This window comes from Flavobacterium gyeonganense (genome assembly GCF_029625295.1).
In the GTDB taxonomy this organism is placed as follows: Bacteria; Bacteroidota; Bacteroidia; order Flavobacteriales; family Flavobacteriaceae; genus Flavobacterium; species Flavobacterium gyeonganense.
This window is the reverse complement of sequence record NZ_CP121112.1, coordinates 4,394,898-4,415,728: the sequence shown is the minus strand read 5'-3', so window position 1 is coordinate 4,415,728 and position 20,831 is coordinate 4,394,898. Positions and strand designations below refer to the sequence as shown.

Sequence of the window (20,831 nt, the reverse complement as noted above, 5' to 3'; positions counted from 1 at the left end):
AAAAAGGCATCCTTTGCTATTTTTTTACCATTTTTTTACTTTTTTTTTACTTTTAACTACTCCCTCCCCTTTTTTTAACTGTCTTTATAATAAAAACATGCTAAAAACAGGTATTGCCCCCTACTTTTAGTATACTAAAAAAATAACCTCAAATTTTAAATAAGCACTAACTTAATTTACAGGACATGCAGCAAAAAAAATTCGAAGAATTATTTGAAAGCTATCTGAAAAATGAATTGTCGGTTTCTGATGAGCAGAAATTGATGGAAATGATCCGGCAGAATTCTCATGACGACTTCTTAAAAGAAAAAATTGATTTGATGCTTAGGGAAAATCCTTCTTCAGAATTATTAGACAAGGAAAAGAGCGATTATATACTCAACAGGATTTTGTCAGATTCAGAGAATAGCCAAAAAGTGGTTTTATTAGAGCCGAAAAGAAGAAATAAAAAGGTGGTCGTGCGCCTGCTCTTCGCTGCAGCGAGTATCATTGCTTTAATCGCGATTGGCAACAGCTTATTTTTTAAACCAAAAACAGAAAATGCTATTCCAATTACTGAACTGCCTGTAATTGCAGAAAATACTTCGGTAGACTTTAGCGGAAAACAATTGGTTCGTCTGCCGGATGGAAGTACGGTTATACTGAACGACAATAGTACCTTAAAATATGAACAGAATTCTTTTGGTAACAAAACGCGTGAAGTAACCCTCACCGGGGAAGCTTTTTTTGACATCAAAAGAAACGAAAAGAAGCCTTTCATCGTACATACCGGTAAGGTACAGACGAAAGTTTTAGGTACTGCATTTAATATTAATGCTTTTGATTCTTCTAAAAACATAGAAGTTACGGTATCCAGAGGTAAGGTTCAGGTTGGAGATGCAGAAAAAATATATGGCGTGATTACTCCAAATCAGCAGATTAAGGTGAACAAAAACACACTGAATTTTGAGCAGAATACAACTAGTGCAGCCGTTGTGACCAAATGGAAAAGCAACTACCTGATTCTGGACGACATTAATATGGAAGAAGCTGTTGCTTTAATTTCGCAGAAATACAAAGTACAGATTTTATTATCGAATGAAAAAATCAGGAATTGCAGGATAACCGCAAGTTTCCTTAATGATGAAGATCTGGATCATGTCCTCAAAGTAATTTCGAGTGTTATTGAAACAGAATATCGTTACAACAAAACCGGAACCATCATTCTGGATGGAAAAGGCTGCGAATAATTAAAAAAGAAAAAGGCTGACTAAACCTCCTACTTTAGAAAGCTTTAAAAATAAATACTAACCTTAAAAACCAAGCTATAAGAATAAAAAAAAGCCATCCAGCTCCTACACCAGATGGCCCAAAATTTTTAATAATTAAAACCAGTAACCATTAAAAACAAGCAAATTTATGAAATTACGCTGTAAAACAACCATGTTTGAAAGTGAAAAGAACAATTCTTTGTTCGGGCTTTCAAAAAAAACTATTATGATCATGCGCATCAGTTTATTCCACATTTTTTTACTCACGTGCGGTACTCCTATGGTATTTGCAAATGAAATGAGTGGTCAGAGTTTAGAAACGATATCTGTTGATATTGAACTTCACAATCAGGATATTAAAACCCTGTTTAAAACTATTGAAAATAAAACAGGATTACTGTTCGCTTATCAGCCACAGCTTATTAACAATTTCCCTAAAATTAGTACACCTAAAGGAAGAAGGTCAGTTAGCGAGATTTTAAATACTGTATTTCAGGGCAGTAATCTGGTTTATAAACAAGTAGATCAAAATGTTATTGTTTATAAAAAAGAAAGCGCAAAAGCAGAAATAAAAAAGGAAGACAAAGCCGAAGCCAATTATTACCTAAGCGGGAAAGTTTTAGATGAAAACGGGTTTCCATTACCAGGTGTGAGTGTTTTGCTTGTAGGCAGCAATAAACATGGTGTTTCTGATTTTGATGGACAATTTACTATCGAATTACCATCAGGAAAACATGTACTCAGAATATCATACTTAGGATATAAAACACAAGATGTTACAGTCGAAAACCAAACTACTGTTACCATCAAAATGCAGCCGGATTTAGCTAAACTGGATGAAATTGTAGTAATTGGTTATGGGACAACTACCAAAAGAACAACTACAGGATCTGTAGTAAAAATTACTGCTGAAGACATTGAAAAACAACCAGTGACCAATATTTTACAAACCCTTCAAGGAAGGACTCCGGGGGTTTTTGTTACACAGACATCTGGATATGCCGGATCTGACATGAACATCAGCATTCGAGGAAGAAATTTCATTGAAGGAAAAAACCTCCCTCTTTATATTGTTGATGGTGTTCCATACATTGGAAACGACATTAAGGAGCAAGTTCAGGAAGACAACATAATCAGAGGGGCTCAAAAGTCAACAAGTCCTCTGAATATAATTAATCCGAATGATATTGAAAGCATTGAAATCCTGAAAGATGCAGATGCGACAGCAATTTACGGTTCAAGAGGAGCTAATGGAGTTGTACTTATTACCACCAAAAAAGGAAAATCAGGAAAAACAGAGTTTACGGTTACAACAAATTCAGGATTTTCTGAGGTCGCCCACATGGTTAAAACTTTAGATACTCCTGCTTACTTAAATATGCTGCAAACAGCATTAGATAACAATGGAGATATTGCCGATGTAGATAGTAATGGTATAGCTATTACTGACTGGGATCCTAATGTAAATAATAACTGGCAGAAAAAATTAATAGGTGGTACGGCTAATTTTAATAATTTCTCTGCTTCCTTAAGAGGCGGTAACGATACCACCAACTTTCTTGTAAGCGGTGCTTATCATAAAGAAACTACTGTGGTACCAGGAGATTTTAGTTATGATAAATTCTCAACCAACCTAAATATTAATCATAGTACACTGGATAAAAAACTAAAAGTAGGTGCTTCTGTGATTTTTGCAACAGATAATAATAACCTTCCTTTTTTTGACATTACAACATATGCAGTAGGGACTGCTCCAAATCGTCCTGTGTACAATGCCGATGGAACTTATTACTGGTCTCCGGATTATTTTAGCGATATTAATCCACTAGCTGCTTTAGACAAAAGAGTAAGAGATAAGGGGATGAACTTAATCACTAGTTTAAACCTTCAATATGATATTGCAAAAGGGTTCTCTTTTAAAACTGATTTAGGATATGGAAGAGCACAAATGCAGACTAGTCAGACTATGCCAGGATCTGCAGTGAATCATGTTTATGCTGAAGCAAACGGCAGCAATGTAAACTTTCAAAGATCTTATACCGTTTCAACTAATAATACAAATAATTTTACTGTTGAGCCTCAGCTTAATTATACAACAAATTTATGGAAAGGCAATCTGTCAGTACTTATTGGAGGATCGTGGCAAAACAGAAAATCTGAAATGCCTTCTTATGTTAGTTCAAATGGCTATAGTGCTGATAACTTAATTGGTAATATTGCTGCTGCAGAAACAGTATCAGTTTCTAATGGAAGTTCGGAATACAAATATATTTCGCTCTTCAGTAGGGTAAACTATAACATCCAGAATAAATATATCCTGAATGCTAATTTTAGAAGAGACGGTTCTTCCAGATTTGGAGCTAATAACCGATTTGGTAATTTTGGTTCAATCGGGGCTGGCTGGATTTTTACTGAAGAAAGTTTCTTAAAAGATCAGACCCTATTAAGTTTTGGAAAACTGCGTTCCAGTTATGGAGAAATAGGCAGTGATGATATTCCGGATTATGGATATGCAGATACTTTTGATACTCGTACTTATGGTGACGGGAATACATCTATGGCGGCAACCAGAATTTCAAATCCAAATATAAAATGGGGAACCACCAGAAAATTTGAAGCGGCATTAGATTTAAGCTTCATTAAAGATCGAATATCTTTCACAGCTGCTTATTATAAAAACACTTCTATAGATCAATTGGTAAATTACACCCTTAGTGCACAGGCAGGTTTTACAACTTATACGGCCAATTTACCTGCTGAAGTAGAAAACAAAGGATGGGAATTTACGCTGGCTACGACAAACATTCGTAATAAAAATTTTAATTGGTCTACCTCTTTCAATATCTCTACCAATTCCAATAAATTAGCAAGATTTGATGGAATAGAATTCACCAGTTATTACTCTCAATACGTAGTTGGAAATCCTTTAAGCAGTAGGTATGTCTATAATTTCACGGGGGTAAATGCTGACGGAATTTCTCAATTTGAAGATGTAAACGGAGACGGCAGAATATCACGTGGATTTGCAGAAACAGGCAGAGGAGACAGAAAATATTACGGACCTACTTACCCTAAATACTATGGAGGAATCTCAAACACAATAAGCTATAAAGCCTTTACACTTGACTTTTTATTCCAATTTGTAAAACAAGAGGGAACTACTTTAATGACTTCTACTGGAGCTCAGCCTGGTTATCCATACTCTACTGCAAATTTTCAGGTAAATGAATACAATGATTATATAGCACAAGGAAATGTTTTAAGTTCCGGTTTTCAAAACAGCTTCTTTAATTATATGGACTCCAATGCTTCTATTATAGATGCATCCTATATAAAACTTAAAAATGTAAGCGCCACTTATCAGGTTCCTTTGAATGAAGGAACTAAAAAGTATTTACAAAGTATACGTCTTTCTCTTCAGGGGCAAAACTTAGTAACTTTTACCAGTTACAGAGGACTTGATCCTGAAACACAAGGACTTGCTTTGCCACCAATGCGTACAATTACTTTTGGAACACAGTTTACATTTTAAATCTAAAAAATCATGAAAAATATTTCTACAAAATATCCCCATATATTCTCGTTATTTCTTGTATTAGGACTTACGGGATGCGAAGAAGCACTTGAAGTTGAGCTTCCAACAAATCAATTATCTTCAAAAACTGTTTATACCTCAGATCCAACAGCCGATGCAGCAGTAAATGGAATCTACCAAAGTATGGTTGCCGACTTTTATTATAACAGAATCCATTCGGTACTCGGACAAACAGCTGATGAATTAGTCCCAACAAATGGCCTGGCCACTGTCTATAGTTCTAATGAAATCCAGGAAACTGACGGAACAATAAACACCAATTGGGGAGAACTGTATAAAACGATTTACAATGCCAACAATGTTATTGAAGGTGTTACTGCAAGTACTACCCTCAATGTTGTAAAAAGCAAACAATGGATTGCTGAAGCAAAGTTTCTAAGAGCTTATTGTTTCTTTTACCTGACTAATCTTTGGGGAGATATACCATTAGTACTTACAACAAATGTAGATGTGTCTGCATTGTTACCACAATCGTCTCAGGAAGCTGTTTATGCACAAATTGTCCTTGATTTGACCGATGCTTCAAAGGACCTTCCGATTAATTACAATAATTACAATAACGGACAAAGAATCAGGGCTACAAAATGGGCCGCCGAAACTTTACTGGCAAGGGTAAATCTTTATTTAGAAAAATGGAGTGATGCAGCAACACACGCCTCAGCAGTTATAAACGAAACAGGAATTTATAAGATAACAACAAGTTTAAGTGCAACAAACAGTCCTTTTATAGCAGATAATCAAGAGTCTATTCTTCAAATACCTTACTACAATGTTGCTTATACTTACGAAGGAACTTCTGTATTTGGAACCAACAATCCTTTTTTACTAAGAAAAGGAAATGCACTTTTTGAAACTGGTGATGCCAGAAAAACAATATGGACAGTTGATGTTACAAATAGACAAGGCGTATTTTTAGGCATTGCACCTAATAAGTATAACAAAAACTATAGTGATTCTCCTGTACAGCGCTCTACACCTTTAAGATTAGCTGAATTGTATTTGATAAGAGCAGAAGCCAGAGTACGATTAAATAATATCACAGGAGCTCAGGAAGATATTAATGTGATTCGAAACAGAGCATTACTTGGGAATACTACTTTAACAGATTCTAATCAATTATTGGATTTAATTGCGCTGGAAAGACAGCGTGAGTTTTTTGCAGAAAACGGACACAGATGGCTGGATCTCAAAAGAACCGGAAAACTGGATGAAACACTTTCTGTTTTACCAGACAAAATCTGGAAATCTACAGACCGCTTATATCCAATACCAGAAGCTGCCCTTCGTTCTAATCCCTTCTTAAATCCTACGGAAGGATACTAAATAATAAAAATAACGCAGGAGTGTGTTTCATAAAAAAAATACATTCCTGCGATTTTAAAAATCACTATGGAAACAACAATTGTAAGAGTTGAGGACTTGTCACATCAATACAGTAAGGATTGGGCAATTCAAAATATCAGTTTTGAAATCAAAGAAAACAGGATTTTAGGCCTTTTAGGGTCAAATGGAGCAGGAAAATCGACAACGATGAATATTCTCTGTGGCGTTTTAAACCAGACCAAAGGAAATATATTTATTGACGGAATCAATTTAAAAGAAAACCCTGTCGAAGCGAAAAAACTAATTGGTTTTTTACCACAGACACCGCCTCTTCACCTTGATTTAACAGTAGATGAATATTTAATTCACTGCGCACAGCTAAGACTGGTAAAAAAAGAAGATTTAAGAAATGCTGTCGAAAAAGCAAAAGAAAAGTGCGGTATTTCACATTTCAGCCACAGGCTGATCAAAAACTTATCCGGAGGATACAGACAGCGTGTGGGAATTGCTCAGGCCATTATTCACGAGCCAAAGCTGGTGGTTTTAGATGAGCCAACCAACGGACTGGATCCAAATCAGATTTTAGAGGTACGAAATTTAATTAAAAAAATTGCTCAGGATAAAGCTGTGATTTTTTCGTCACACATTCTTTCTGAAGTTCAGGCTACATGTCAGGATATCCGAATGATCGAAAACGGACACATGGTTTTCTCTGATACACTTGATGCTTTTAACAATTATATCGAAGCCGATAAATTAACCGCAAGTTTCGAAAATCCGCCAGCAATCGAGGCACTAACTGTTATCGAAGAAGTAACAGATGCAGTTTATCTTTCTCCTAAAAAAGTACAAATTACTTTTTCAGGAACGCAGCAAATAGCAGAGAAAATCGTAGCACTGAGCGTTTCCAACAACTGGAAATTACGCGAAATCCAGTTCGAAAAAGTATCCCTGGACGAAATTTTTGCCCAATTATCAAAAAAAGCCCCTTCTAAAAACGCTATTCTTTCTTAAATACAAACAAATGAAAACAATATATAGAATTGCTAAAACAGAACTCAACACGATGTTTTATTCTCCTGTGGCCTGGGTTGTTTTAGTCATATTTTCAATTCAGTCCAGCTGGAAATTCTTCGACTCGATCGAACGTTTTGAAAAATCACAAAAAATCGGGCAGGCAATGGACAATTTGTCTCAGGTTATATTTTCAGGATTCAGCGGACTTTTCACTGAAATGCAGAATTATCTGTATTTATATGTCCCACTATTAACAATGGGTCTGGTAAGCCGTGAAATTAATAGTGGTTCCATTAAGCTTTTACTTTCATCACCCATTAAAATTAAAGAAATTGTATTAGGAAAATACCTCGCCATTGCTTCATATTGTATGCTTTTTATTGCGATTTTGGGTATACAGGTTATTATAGCAGGATTTTCTATTGAAAACCTGGATGTTAAATTTGCAATTTCAGGTTTGATTGGCTTGTATTTATTAGTTTGCACCTATGCCGCAATCGGACTTTTTATGTCCTGTCTTACGTCATACCAGGTCGTAGCTGCCATCAGCACTTTAGTCGTTTTAGCAGGTTTAAATTTCATTGGTAAGCTTTGGCAGGATGTTGAGGTTCTAAAAGATATTACATATTTCTTGTCTATCGCAGGACGCGCAAATGAAATGCTTGAAGGTTTAATTATCAGTAAAGATGTACTTTATTTTGTGTTGGTCAGTGGTCTTTTTATTGTACTGAGTATTTACAAATTGCAGACAGGGCGTGATACACAGACATTTTCAAAAAGAGTACTGAAATACAGTTTACTAATAACAGTAGTTTTATCACTTGGTTATATTACATCAAGAGCTGTCCTTACGTTCTACTATGATATGACCCGCACAAAAGACAGAACGCTTACTAAAAACAGTCTGGACATAGTGAAGCAGATGAATGGTCCTATTAAGATTACAGCTTATGATAACCTTCTGGATATCAATTATTACATGGCAATGCCTTATTATCAAAATGAGGATATTGCCAGCTTTGCTAAATATACGCGATATCTGCCTCAAATTGAGATGGACTATGTGTATTATTATGATACTTCTACCAATGCAGAACTTTATGGTCGAAATCCTGGATTAACGGACAAACAGCTTGCTGAAAAAATGGTTGAATCACAGGATATGAAGCTTAAAAAATTATACAGTCCTGCTGAAATTAAGAAAATTATTGATCTTGGACCAGAGCAGAATCGTGTAGTGAGAACGGTGGAATACAACGGAAAAAGAACATTTTTAAGATTCTATGATGATTTGTTTAAAGCTCCAAATGAAAAAGAAATCTCTGCAGCTTTAAAACGATTGGTGGTAAAGGCTCCTAAAGTTGTTTTTACAACCGGAAACATGGAACGCAGTATTGCCAAAACCGGAGATAAGAATTATAAAACCGCTTTTAATGAAATCACATTCAGATATTCGTTAATCAATCAGGGATTTGATGTGGCTACTGTCGATATTAATGCACAAAATATTCCGGCTGATACTGATATTTTAATCCTTGCTGATCCTAAAACACAACTCAGCCAAGGCGCTGTTGACAGAATTACTAAGTACATCGATCAGGGCAAAAATATAATGCTTCTGGCAGAACCTGAAACGAATTCGGCTTTGGCTGCAATAACCGAAAAACTAGGATTGAGTTTTACAAAACAGGCCTTAATTCAGGAAAGCGAAACTAACTCACCGGATTTCCTGGTAACAGAACTCCAAAAAGATGTTGACACTACTTTAATTAAGCTTTCAAAAATTAATAATCCAATTCCGTTTCTGGGAAGCAGCGGTATTATAACAGCAAAAGAAACAGGGTTTAAAGTAACAACACTTTTAAAAACAAACCATCAGCCGGCTTGGGAATCTCAAACAGGTATTACCTCTTTTCCGCAAGAACTGAAAAAACAGCCTTCTCAAAAATCAGTTCCGTTAGTTGTTGCTTTAACGAGAAATAGCAATGGAAAATCGCAGAAAATAATTGTGGCAGGTGATGCCGATTTTATGGGAAATGCCGAGTTAAGCAGGGGCGGTTCAGGAACATTTCAGTTTGTGACAGACATTTTCAGCTGGTTCACTAATTACGAATTTCCTATAGACACCACACGCCCTGAAAAAATCGATAACAAGATTACGATCAGTTCCAATCAGGTATTCATAGCCAAAATTGTATTTATTGGATTATTTCCTTTACTAATCATTTTAAGCGGTGCTTTTATATTGATTAGAAGAAACAGAAGATAAAAAAATCCCCAAGTGATGTCGTTAAAGATGACTTTGGTCTTGCCTTTTTGTACCTACTCAAAAACTTCACAAAAGATTCTTTAATGACAATCATTTGATAAAAACAAAAAAATGACAACAAAAAATATCACAATCGGATTGCTGCTATTGTGCTTTCACTGTACATTTTCGCAATTCAAAACCACAATTCCGCTGGATAAAAATGTAACAACCGGAAAATTAAAAAACGGACTGACCTATTACATCCTGCACAACGAAGAGCCAAAAGACAGGGCTAGTTTTTACTTTGTTCAGAATGTTGGTGCTATTTTGGAAGATGACAATCAAAACGGACTCGCGCACTTTCTGGAACATATGGCATTTAACGGAACCGAACATTTTAAAGGAAAAGGTATCATCAAAATGCTGGAAAAAAACGGAGTCACTTTTGGTAAAGATATCAATGCTTATACCGCTCAGGATGAAACCGTTTACAACATCAGTACAGTTCCGGTAACTAATGAAAAACTGATTGACTCTACGCTTTGGGTTTTACACGACTGGTCCGGATCTTTATCTTTAACCAATGAAGAAATTGATGCCGAAAGAGGTGTTATCAGAGAAGAATGGAGAACAAGACGTACGAGTGATTTCCGTTTAAAAATGCAGACCGATCAGGTTTTGTATAAAAATTCAAAATATAGTAAAAGAGACGTTATTGGGGATTTGAATATCATCAATAATTTCAAATATACAGAATTGCGAAACTACTATAAAAAATGGTACAGGCCCGATTTACAGGCTGTAATTGTAGTGGGTGACATTGATGTAAAACTAATGGAACACAAAGTCAAAACCATCTTTTCTGACATTACTCTGGCCAAAAAAGCGGCCGTAAGAACATATGAAAAAATACCAAATCATGATGAGTTATATTTCGGAACAGCAACCGATAAAGAAGCTTCTTCTACAGAAATTACACTCCAATATGTTTTGGATGAACCTTTGGTAAAAGACAGCACCGTTACCCGAAAAAATGTAATGAATTCTTTTTACACCAGTATTCTTAACAACCGTTTTAGAGAATTAGTCCTCAAAAATCAAGGAGCAGCATTAAATTTAAAGACCTATTTTTCCCCTGTTTCAAGATTAAATACGTCTTTTAATATTTCGGCTTTAGCCAAAAAAGGAAAAATAGTTGAAGCTTTTGAAGAAGCCTACACAGAAGCTGAACGTTTGAGACGATTTGGTGCCGCACAAGTGGAATTAGAACGCACCAAAAAACTTTTTATCAGTTCATATGATGACTTTCTGAGCAATAAAGATAAAGTCGATAACGAAAGCTGGGCTGATAAACTGACCAATTATTTCCTGAAAGCAAAACCGTTTCTTTCTGCCGATGATGATTATAAACTGATTGTCGGGATTATTAAAAGTCTTACGTTGGAAGAGTTAAACGCTTATGCCAAGACAATCCAGAAACCAGATAATCAGGTAGTTTTGGTAACGGGTTCAGAAGAAGATAAAAGTGATTTTCCGACCAAAGAAGCTGTTGTCAATGTGATGAAAAAGGTAGAAAGCATGTCTTTGGAACCTTATACTAAAAAAGAGAACAATGCTCCTTTAGTCGAAAAAGAATTAAAACCAGCTGCCATCAAAAAAACATTTGAGGTTGCCGGAATAAAAGATGCAAAGTGCTATATTTTAGAAAATGATGCTAAAATAATTGTCCTGCCAACAACCTATTCTCAGGATCAGATTGTTTTTTCTGCTTTTTCAAAAGGAGGTAAATCTTTAGTAAAAACTGAGGATTTAACCTCTGCAGAAATTGCAACTACCCTGGCAAGATCTTCAGGTTTAGGCAATTTTGACAACATTGGTTTAAAGGAAAAAATAGCTGGAAAAGTAGCGCAGTCGGCTCCGTTTATTGGTGATGAAATACAGGGATTTCAGGGAAGTTCAAACAAAGCCGATTTTGAAACGATGCTGCAGTTAATGTACCTTTCTTTTGAAGCGCCCCGTTTTGATCCAAACATTTTTAATATTTTAAAAGAGCAATATAAAAACCGTTTAGAAACTATTAAAAAAGATAATGGAAGCGCCTTTAAGGATTCTATTGATTTAGCAAATTCGAATCATAATCTAAGAACTTTTCTCTTCAACGAAAAATTCCTTGAAACGATTGATCTGAAAAAAGCAGAAAACATCTATCGTGACCGAATCAAAAATGCAGCAGATTTTACGTTCATTTTTGTTGGAAATATTCCGGAGTCAGGGTTAGAATTAATTCAGAAATACGTCGGAAACTTAAAATCGAATCCGGGTCAGAAAGAAAATTTCGTTGATCATCATATAGAACCTAAAAAAGGAAAAACAGTGGTGCATTTCACACGTCCAATGGAAGTTCCAAAAGCAACTGTTTATCTGAATTTAACTGGTAAAACCGAGTACAGCAAAGAAAATGCAATGACGATGTACATCATTGGTGAGTTATTGTCTAAACGCTTTTTACAGACCATTCGCGAAGAAGAAGGCGGAAGTTATGGTGTAAACGTTGGGGGTAATCTGGAACAAATTCCTTCACCAACATTCAGTCTTGCATTAACTTTTGATTGTAATCCAGACAAACAGGAGAAATTAATGCAAATTGTATGGAAAGAATTGAATGATTTAAAAACGGTTCCGGTTAATGCCAATGATCTGGAAGACATCAAAAAAGCGCTTCTTAAAAACCGCGAAGAATCATTAAAAACCAACTCTTTCTGGAATACAACCCTTTACAACAACAGTTTAAATCAGATTCCGTTTTTACAGGATGAAGAATATAAAAATTTAATTTCTAAAATTGACCAAAAAACTATTCAGCAGTTTAGTAAGCACGTTTTGGATAGTTCAAGTAGCGTCGAAGTGATTATGAGCCCTGAAAAAACTTCAGGAAAATAGAAACTTTAGCATACATTTTTTTAATTAGTCATTAAAGGTTGTCTTTCCAGGCAGCCTTTTTTGTTGAAAAATCGATTATGAAATGAATTAATCAGGATAAATGCACAAAACTTTTTATAAAAAATTCCAACATATTATCTAAATATTTAGTTATAAACTAATAAAAAAATCCAAACACCAATTTAATATTGGCATTTGGATTTTATAATATTTGGAATTTAATATTTAATCCAGAATAAAACTAACACTTACATTGGCCGTGATTTCAATTTCTCCAATTGCCATCGTCTCATTTGATGGAACTGAATCTGCAGATTCCTTCATTCTCATGGAAGCGTACATAGGCTGTGGCTGATATACTTGTGAATTATCCGAAATAACAAAAGCCTTCCCTACTTTTTGTCCTAAAACTGAAACATAATCTTCTGCTTTTGCTTTAGCATCTTTCATCGCTAATTTTCTTACTTCTGATTGATGCTGTGCTAATTTAGACGACTCAAAAGAAACTTTATCGATACGATTAATCCCTTGCTGAACCAGTCCTTCCATCAACTCATCATATTTAGACAAATCTTTCAACAGAATTTCTACTGTCTGAACCGCATTGTAGCTTGTTTTCTTTTTTTCATAATCGTACTGCGGATTGAGTGCAACCTGTTTTGTTCTAAAATCAGCTGTTGGAATATTCATTTTTTTGATGAATTTTAAAACAGCGTCGATTTTTTCGTCATTTTGTTTTTTGACATCTTTAGCATTATTTCCTTTTGTTTCAACTGTAGCAGATATTGTAACCTGATCCGGAGCAATTTTTACTTTTCCTTCTCCGTTAACATTGATTTGGGGAATTTGTTTTGTTTCCTGGCCGTAAGACATTGTCATAAACGTTATTGTTAAAAATAAGACTAGTTTTTTCATTTTTGTTATATTTAAGATTATTGATAAGGGCATTTCAAAAGTTATGCCAGCATTACAATTTCCCGAATTTCGCCATAACAAAAAGTATCAAAATAGGAATTGCGAGTAAGATTGTCATCAAACTATGATCTGCCATTAATGACGGCTCTTTTATAAGCGTAATCAAATAACCTCCTACTGCACCTCCAAAATGTGCTGTGTGTCCAATATTGTCATTCTTAGCCCTCATTCCGTAAATCGAATACAATAAGTATAAAATTCCAAAAAGGTAGGCCGGAATCGGAATTACAAAAAAGATTCCCAGCATCATATCAGGCTGCAATAAAATAGCCGAATACAAAACTCCCGTTACAGCCCCGGATGCTCCTACTGCCCTGTAGCTATAATCATTTTTATGAAAAATCATCGTAAGGAGACTCCCAAAAATTAAACTTCCAAAATAAACTAAAACAAAAGAAAAAGTACCCAGCCAGTTTAAAACTACTGGGGCAAAAAACCAAAGTGTCAGCATATTAAAAGCCAGGTGCATCATATCGGCATGCAAAAAACCCGAAGACAACATCCTGATTTGCTCTCCCGATCTAATACTTCCTACATGAAATTCGTATTTTCTAAAAAAATAAATATCGTTAAACCCTTTATAACTAATCAAAACATTGGCAATGATAATTCCTATCAAAATGGTATTCATAAATAATAATTATTGTGAATTGTAAATATAAGAATTCTCAGGAAAGGTTAGAGATTTACTAAATTTTAAGTCCGAATTTTTTTTTATTTTATCTTTGCAAAAAAAATTAGATGCAGTTTCTCATTTATATCTTAGCCTATCCCTTACTGTGGTTTATTTCCATACTTCCATTTAGAATATTTTACTGGTTTTCAGATTGTGTTTATTTTCTGGTGTATTATATTATAGGCTATCGTAAAAAAGTAGTCCGCGAAAACCTGTCACTTGCATTGCCTCATTTGAATGATGCTGAAAGAAAAAAATTGAAAAGAAATTTTATCAGCATATGTGCGACATGTTTTTAGAAATGATTAAAACAATGAGTATTTCGCCTGAAGAAATGGAAAAGAGATTTCATGTCACTAACATAGATCTTATATTAGATTATGCAAAAAAAGGAAAAAGTGTAATACTAGTAGCCTCACATTATGCAAGTTATGAATGGCTTTTGACCATTAATCCTAAACTTGGATTTCAGGGAGTTGCTGTATATAAAAAACTCGCTAATCCATATTTTGATAAATTGATTCGAAAAATCCGTTCAAAATACAATTGCGAAATGATTCCAACCAAAAATGCGATTCCGCTGATGGCACAAAACCAGCGTGAAGGAAAATTAAGCTTATATGGTTTAGCCAGTGATCAGTCACCTAAATTAGACCGTATCTTTCATTCGAACGATTTTATGGGAATTGAAGTTCCGGTACATACCGGTGCTGAAATGCTTGCGAAAAAATACGATTTAAGCGTCATAATGGTAAAAGTTAAAAAGGTAAAAAGAGGCTACTATGAAGCTACTTTCCTTACTCTTGCTGATAATCCAAAAGATTATGAAGATTTTAAAATTACAGAGATGTATATAAAAGAAGTCGAAAAACAAATTTACGAAGCGCCTGAATATTATTTATGGACGCACAAAAGATGGAAACACCGAAAAAATTAAAAAAAGCTCAAAAGTTATATAACTTTTGAGCTTTTTTTGCGAATAGAATCGAATTTATTCTTTTACAAGATAAATACCGTCCTCTTTTATTTCGATGAGTTTTTCTTTATACAAAGCACCTATTGCTTTTTTGAACGTTTTTTTACTCATTTTTAAAACTGTCTTGATATCTTCAGGATGTGAATTATCATTTAAACGCAGAAAGCCGCGATTAGCCCTTAATTCATCTAAAATTTTCTCTGCATTAGGTTCTATACTTTGGTACCCCTGAATTTGTAACGCTACATCTATTTTGTTATCCGGACGAATATTTTTGATGTAGCCCCTCATTCTGTCACCTGTCCTTATCGAATCGTCGTATACTTCATCTTTATAAAGTAATCCTTTATGCTGTTCGTTAATAATAACGTTAATACCGATTTCTGTAATATGCGAAACGATTAAATCAACCTCTTCCCCTTTTTCAACCGTTAAATTGTCATTACTCAGGAACTGATTGGTTTTACTTGATGCTACTAAACGTTTTGTTTTCTCATCCATGTAAAGGTAAACAAGATAACGTTTCCCTTTTTCCATCGGACGGGCCTGCTCCTTAAACGGAACGAGAATGTCCTTCTCCATTCCCCAATCCATAAATGCACCAACCTGATTGATATAATTCACTCGTAGGAGTGCGAATTCATTCAGCAAAATATAAGGTTCAAGTGTCGTAGCAACCGGGCGCTGTTCATGATCCAAATAAACAAAAACAACAAGCTCTTCGCCTATTTCAAATTCATTAGGAACATATTTATTTGGTAATAATATATCATGAATTCCTTCCGGGTCTTTTTCAGGATTTCCTAAAAACAAACCCACTTTTGTATCACGTAATATGGTAAGTGTATTGTATTTTCCTATTTCAATCATATTCTGAAGTTCTAAGCTGACTCAGCTAAGTTTTAAAATGCAAATGTACGAAGTTTGAAAGTGAGTACAGCGAAAAATATTTTTATAAAAAGTGAACGAGCCTCTTTTATTATAATTAAATTTGAGAACCTTAAATAATTCTCTCATCAAATGAAAAAAAATATCTTTTATTTCGTTTTTATCTTTTTGTCTTTTTATCAAATAGCTATTTCTCAGGTTGCTGAAGATCCAGAGATAAAAAAAATGATTTCTGAAGTTAAAGCTGAAAATTTGGAAGCAACTGTTCGAAAATTAGTCACTTTTGGAACCCGACATACTTTAAGCGATACTAAAAGCAAAGCAAAAGGAATTGGGGCTGCACAACAATGGGTAAAATCTGAGTTTGATAAATATGCCCTGGAGTCTGGCGGAAGATTGACTTCGACAATAGATTATTTTACTGTTAAAGCAGATGGAAAACGAATTAAAGCTGACAGTCAGCTTGGGAATGTAATGGCAACTTTAAAAGGAACAAATCCTAATGATAATCGTGTACTTATTATTAGCGGACATCTTGATTCACGTGTTTCTGATGTAATGAATGTAACATCGGATGCACCTGGTGCAAATGATGATGGTTCAGGAGTTGCTGCTGTAATGGAGCTCGCAAAAATAATGAGTAAAAGATCTTTTTCTGCTACTATCATTTTTGTAGCTGTAACAGGTGAAGAACAAGGACTGTATGGATCCAGACATCTGGCAGAGTTAGCAAAAGCATCTAACTGGAATATTATTGCTATGTTAAATAATGACATGATTGGCAACAGTTTATCTAGCGAAACCAATTTAAGAGACAATACACAAGTCAGGGTGTTTAGTGAAACTATTCCTTTTTTAGAAACTGAAGAAGAAGCTAAAATGCGTAAAGCAACTAATCGCGATAATGATAGTCCTTCAAGATTATTAGCCCGTTATATCAAAACAGTAACAGAACAATATGTTGATCAGCTTTCTGTAAAATTAGTGTATAGAAATGATCGTTTTTTACGCGGTGGTGATCATACTCCATTTAGTCAAAATGGTTTTACTGCGGTTCGTTTTTGTGAAATGAATGAAAACTTTGATCGTCAGCATCAGGATTTAAGGACAGAAAACAACACTAAATTTGGTGATCTCCCTGAATTTATGGATTTCGATTATTTGAGAAAAAACACCTGTGCCAATTTAGCTGTTTTGGCTAATCTGGCCTGGTCTCCAAAAGCTCCGATAAATGTTGGAATTGAAGTTAAAAACCTTTCTAATTCATCTACTTTAATTTGGAATGCTCCAGATGATAAACCACAATTCGGATACCATATTTTGATGCGTGAAACTTCATCACCTTATTGGGAAAAGACTTTTTTTACAAAAGATACTAAAACTGAAATTCCATACTCTAAAGACAACTATTTCTTTGCTGTACAGACAGTTGATGCCTTAGGTCATTCAAGCCTCCCTGTTTTTCCAATTCCAATTAGATAAAAATATTCAAAAAAAGCGCCTAAATTGACGCTTTTTTTTATTGTATATTATTTCTTAAATCAACTCTTTAAAATATTGTTTCAAAACAACATCATTTTCAGCAGTAGGCGTAAATATTTCTAAAATAGCAGGAGCGTCATTGGTTTCATAAAAAGATTTGATGTTTTTCTCTAATGAATCTGTATCAGCTGCCGTAAAATAATTCATGTGATACATTTTTGCCAGATGCTCTGCTGTTAAATGGTGTGAAGTTTCAAAATAAGTATTAAAAACAGGTTTTTCTTCATGGCCCGGCAAAATCCTGAAGATTCCTCCTCCTCCATTATTAATCAAAATAATTTTGAAATTTTTAGGAATATAAGCATTCCACAAAGCGTTGCTGTCGTATAAAAAGCTAATATCGCCGGTAATAAAAACGGTTTGTTTTTGACTCGCTACAGCAGCGCCAATTGCTGTGGAGGTACTTCCATCGATGCCACTCGTGCCTCTATTGCAAAAAACCTCGATAGAAGAATCAATATCAATTAATTGTGCATATCGAATAGCCGAACTGTTACTAATCTGTAACTGACTGTTTTTTGGCAAAGATTCGATTATTTCTTTGAATACTTCAAAATCTGAAAATGGTATTTTTTCTAAATACTTTCCCCTTTTAATTTTTCGCAGCTGATAGACCTGATTAATTTGCTCAAAATATTCACTTTCTGTAAAAATAGTTTTAGGCAATAAATCATTAAAAAAATCATTTGGCTGCATTACAAAATGTTTGGTCAGTGCGTTGAATGTGTCATAAGCACGCAGCGTATCAATGTGCCAGTGATGCTGTGGTTTGTATTTTCTTAGAAAGCCTTTAATACGCTTGGAAACCACCATTCCTCCAAAGGTTATTAAAATTTCAGGTTCAAATTCCTTAAAGTCTGAATCATCAAAAGGCGTAATTAAAGTGTCTATACTATTAATAAAATTGGGATGATGCAAATTAGAAGTAGTTTCAGTCAGTACAACAACTGATGGGTCCTTAGCCAGGTTTTCAATTGTTTTTGGGTCAATAGAATCTCCTTCATTTACACCAACTAAAACCAGTTTTCGCTTAGCTGAATTCCAAATTGAAACAAAATCTGCTACATTTTCAATTGCTTTTTTTCCAATGATTTCATCAGCAGGTGTGATTTTTGGTTCAACTGAAAGTGTGTCTGTGGTTTCATAAAGAGGCTCTTCAAAAGGTGCATTAATGTGAACGGGGCCTTTTTGAAGAATTGCCATTTCTATAGCTTTATTTATTTTCAGATCATTTTCTTCCGAAGATTCTTCAGTTAAATTAGCATTGAAAACCGAATGATTCTGGAAAACATTTTGCTGACGAATCGTTTGACCATCACCAATATCAATTTTATTTTGCGGACGATCTGCCGAAATTACAATCAACGGAATCTGGCTGTAAAATGCTTCGGCTACAGCGGGATAATAATTTAATAATGCCGACCCGGATGTACAGACAATAGCCGTTGGCTTTTTTGTTTGCTGGGCAATTCCCAAAGCAAAAAATGCAGCACAACGCTCATCTGCAATACTGTAACACTTAAAATTAGGATTTTGGGCGAAACCAATCGTTAAAGGGGCATTTCTTGATCCCGGAGAAATTATAATGTTGTGAATTCCTTTTGCCGAGCAAATTTCGATAATGCTTTGAGCAAGTGGTATTTTGGGGTAAATCATTCTAATAGTATATTATTTTAAAGAAATTTAAAAATGAAAATTTCTTTTTGACAACACAAAGTTACAAACTTCACTCCTGATTTAACTTAAAAACAGAAAGATATTAAATGTGTTTTTTAGAAAAAGGAAATACATTTGTAAAACTGATTTTCATAAGAATGAAGATCTCTATTTTTATCTTAATTATTATGAACTTAACACTTAGGCCCGCGACATCAAACGATTTAGGCAAAATCCTGGACATCGTTAATCATTCTATCTTGCATACTACAGCAAATTATAGTTATGAAATTCAAAATTTGGAAGTTCAGACGAAATGGTTTGAAGATAAGACAGCTAAAAATCTTCCGGTAGTGGTGGCTGATTTAGATGGTGAAGTTGTTGGTTTTGGAAGTTATGGGCAATTCCGTGAAAAAATTGGCTATCAATATACGGTTGAACATTCAGTATATGTTATAGATAATGTAATCGGAAAAGGTGTTGGTTCAAAATTGTTAACTGAGTTGATTCGGTTAGCAAAAGCTCAGGGATATCACGTTATGATTGGCGCGATCGATGCTGATAATACTGGAAGTATTGCTTTTCATGAAAAATTTGGATTTGTTTCTATTGGAACAATTCGTGAAGTTGGTTACAAATTTGATCATTGGCTTGATCTTGTATTCATGCAATTGATTTTGGAATAATATAGTTGAAAGCAAATACATTAAAAATTGAAAAAAATTAGAAGATAAAAATCATATCCAAAAATCCGGTTTACATATAGTATCTTTGCCATTTTGCAAATATTATGGATTTTACCCTGCTCTCATCACCTTTACAAGGATTTACCGATTTTCGTTTTAGAAATGCCCAAAACAAAATTTTTGGCGGAATTGATACATTTTATTCTCCTTACATTCGTCTGAATGGAAAATTGGTTATAAAATCATCTTATGAACGAGATTTACTTCCTGAAAATAATATTGGCCTAGAGGTAATTCCGCAAGTAATAACAAATGATGCAGATGAATTTTTATTTGTTGCTAAGTATGTCAGGGCATTAGGTTATAAAGAATTAAACTGGAATTTAGGATGTCCGTATCCAATGGTTACCAAATCCGGAATGGGCTCGGGTTTGATTAAAAACACTGATCAAATAAATCATATTCTGGACAGGGCACATACTGAAACCGATATTATTGTATCTATGAAAATGAGGCTGGGATATGAGACTACAGAAGAAATTCTGGATGTTTTGCCAATTTTAGATACCTACCCTATTAAAAATATTGCTATTCATGCCCGTATTGGCAAACAGTTATACAAAGGCGGTGTACACTTGGATGCGTTTCAGCAATGTATTGACAATACAAAGCATAAATTGTATTATAATGGAGATATTACTTCGGTAGCAAAATTTCATGAAATGCAGAATCGTTTTCCAACCATAGACCATTGGATGATTGGACGAGGATTAATCGCTGATCCTTTTTTGCCTTCGATGATAAAAAACAACAGCCCGGAATACCCTGCAAACCGAATGGAATTATTCAGTGACTTTCATGATACTTTATATGCTATTTACAGCGAATCATTATCCGGACAAACGCATATTTTACTAAAAATGTATCATTTATGGGAATATTTTGCAGAAACATTTTCAAATCCGCATAAAGTATTAAAACTGATAAAAAAAGCAAAAAGCTTTCGAAATTATGAAGCAGCAGTTGCCTCAATTTTCAAAAATGAAAAATGAGATT

Annotated in this window: 13 protein-coding genes and 1 pseudogene; 10 read left to right on the top strand and 4 right to left on the bottom strand. The window is 34.5% G+C overall.

Going from position 1 to position 20,831, the window contains the following annotated elements; translation table 11 throughout:
• The first annotated feature begins 185 nt into the window (after positions 1-185).
• The 6 genes from P5P89_RS19110 (at position 186) to P5P89_RS19085 (ending at position 12,376) form a co-directional block, all read left to right on the top strand.
• Positions 186-1,229 (top strand): FecR family protein, encoded by a 1,044-nt coding sequence (locus tag P5P89_RS19110; protein WP_278009741.1) that lies wholly within the window; start codon positions 186-188, stop codon positions 1,227-1,229.
• 169 nt (positions 1,230-1,398) lie between these two features.
• Positions 1,399-4,782, top strand: a complete 3,384-nt coding sequence (locus P5P89_RS19105) for a TonB-dependent receptor (RefSeq protein WP_278009740.1) — start codon at positions 1,399-1,401, stop codon at positions 4,780-4,782.
• 12 nt (positions 4,783-4,794) lie between these two features.
• Complete coding sequence (locus P5P89_RS19100) at positions 4,795-6,168, top strand: RagB/SusD family nutrient uptake outer membrane protein (protein WP_278009739.1); 1,374 nt, start codon at positions 4,795-4,797, stop codon at positions 6,166-6,168.
• Positions 6,169-6,234: 66 nt separating this feature from the next.
• On the top strand, positions 6,235-7,182 hold the full coding sequence (locus P5P89_RS19095; protein WP_278009738.1) for an ABC transporter ATP-binding protein: 948 nt from the start codon (positions 6,235-6,237) through the stop codon (positions 7,180-7,182).
• 10 nt (positions 7,183-7,192) lie between these two features.
• On the top strand, positions 7,193-9,454 hold the full coding sequence (locus P5P89_RS19090; RefSeq protein WP_278009737.1) for a Gldg family protein: 2,262 nt from the start codon (positions 7,193-7,195) through the stop codon (positions 9,452-9,454).
• Between the two features lie 111 nt (positions 9,455-9,565).
• Entirely contained in the window at positions 9,566-12,376 is a 2,811-nt protein-coding gene (locus tag P5P89_RS19085) for a M16 family metallopeptidase (RefSeq protein WP_278009736.1), read from the top strand.
• A 225-nt stretch (positions 12,377-12,601) separates the two neighbouring features.
• Here P5P89_RS19085 and P5P89_RS19080 read toward each other — a convergent pair whose 3' ends face one another.
• Both P5P89_RS19080 and P5P89_RS19075 read right to left on the bottom strand, forming a co-directional pair.
• On the bottom strand, positions 12,602-13,291 hold the full coding sequence (locus tag P5P89_RS19080; protein WP_278009735.1) for an SIMPL domain-containing protein: 690 nt from the start codon (positions 13,289-13,291) through the stop codon (positions 12,602-12,604).
• A gap of 52 nt (positions 13,292-13,343) precedes the next feature.
• Complete coding sequence (locus P5P89_RS19075; RefSeq protein WP_278009734.1) at positions 13,344-13,982, bottom strand: rhomboid family intramembrane serine protease; 639 nt, start codon at positions 13,980-13,982, stop codon at positions 13,344-13,346.
• A 110-nt stretch (positions 13,983-14,092) separates the two neighbouring features.
• On the opposite strand from P5P89_RS19075, the pseudogene P5P89_RS19070 reads away from it, so the two are divergent.
• Positions 14,093-14,964, top strand: a pseudogene (locus P5P89_RS19070) (lysophospholipid acyltransferase family protein).
• Positions 14,965-15,018: 54 nt separating this feature from the next.
• Here the strand turns inward: P5P89_RS19070 and P5P89_RS19065 are convergent.
• A complete protein-coding gene (locus P5P89_RS19065) occupies positions 15,019-15,873 on the bottom strand; it encodes a CvfB family protein (protein ID WP_269235890.1) in 855 nt (284 codons plus the stop codon).
• Between the two features lie 150 nt (positions 15,874-16,023).
• Between P5P89_RS19065 and P5P89_RS19060 the strand changes: the two genes are divergently transcribed.
• The gene (locus tag P5P89_RS19060; protein WP_278009733.1) at positions 16,024-17,373 is read left to right on the top strand and encodes a M28 family metallopeptidase; all 1,350 of its coding nucleotides are present in this window, start codon (positions 16,024-16,026) and stop codon (positions 17,371-17,373) included.
• Positions 17,374-17,427: 54 nt separating this feature from the next.
• Here the strand turns inward: P5P89_RS19060 and menD are convergent, their stop codons facing one another.
• Entirely contained in the window at positions 17,428-19,089 is a 1,662-nt protein-coding gene (gene menD / locus P5P89_RS19055) for a 2-succinyl-5-enolpyruvyl-6-hydroxy-3-cyclohexene-1-carboxylic-acid synthase (RefSeq protein WP_278009732.1), read from the bottom strand.
• Between the two features lie 188 nt (positions 19,090-19,277).
• Here menD and P5P89_RS19050 point away from each other — a divergent pair, with 188 nt between their 5' ends.
• Together P5P89_RS19050 and P5P89_RS19045 are read left to right on the top strand one after the other, a co-directional pair.
• Entirely contained in the window at positions 19,278-19,775 is a 498-nt protein-coding gene (locus P5P89_RS19050) for a GNAT family N-acetyltransferase (RefSeq protein WP_278009731.1), read from the top strand.
• Positions 19,776-19,879: 104 nt separating this feature from the next.
• The gene (locus P5P89_RS19045; protein ID WP_278009730.1) at positions 19,880-20,827 is read left to right on the top strand and encodes a tRNA dihydrouridine synthase; all 948 of its coding nucleotides are present in this window, start codon (positions 19,880-19,882) and stop codon (positions 20,825-20,827) included.
• Positions 20,828-20,831: the final 4 nt, after the last annotated feature.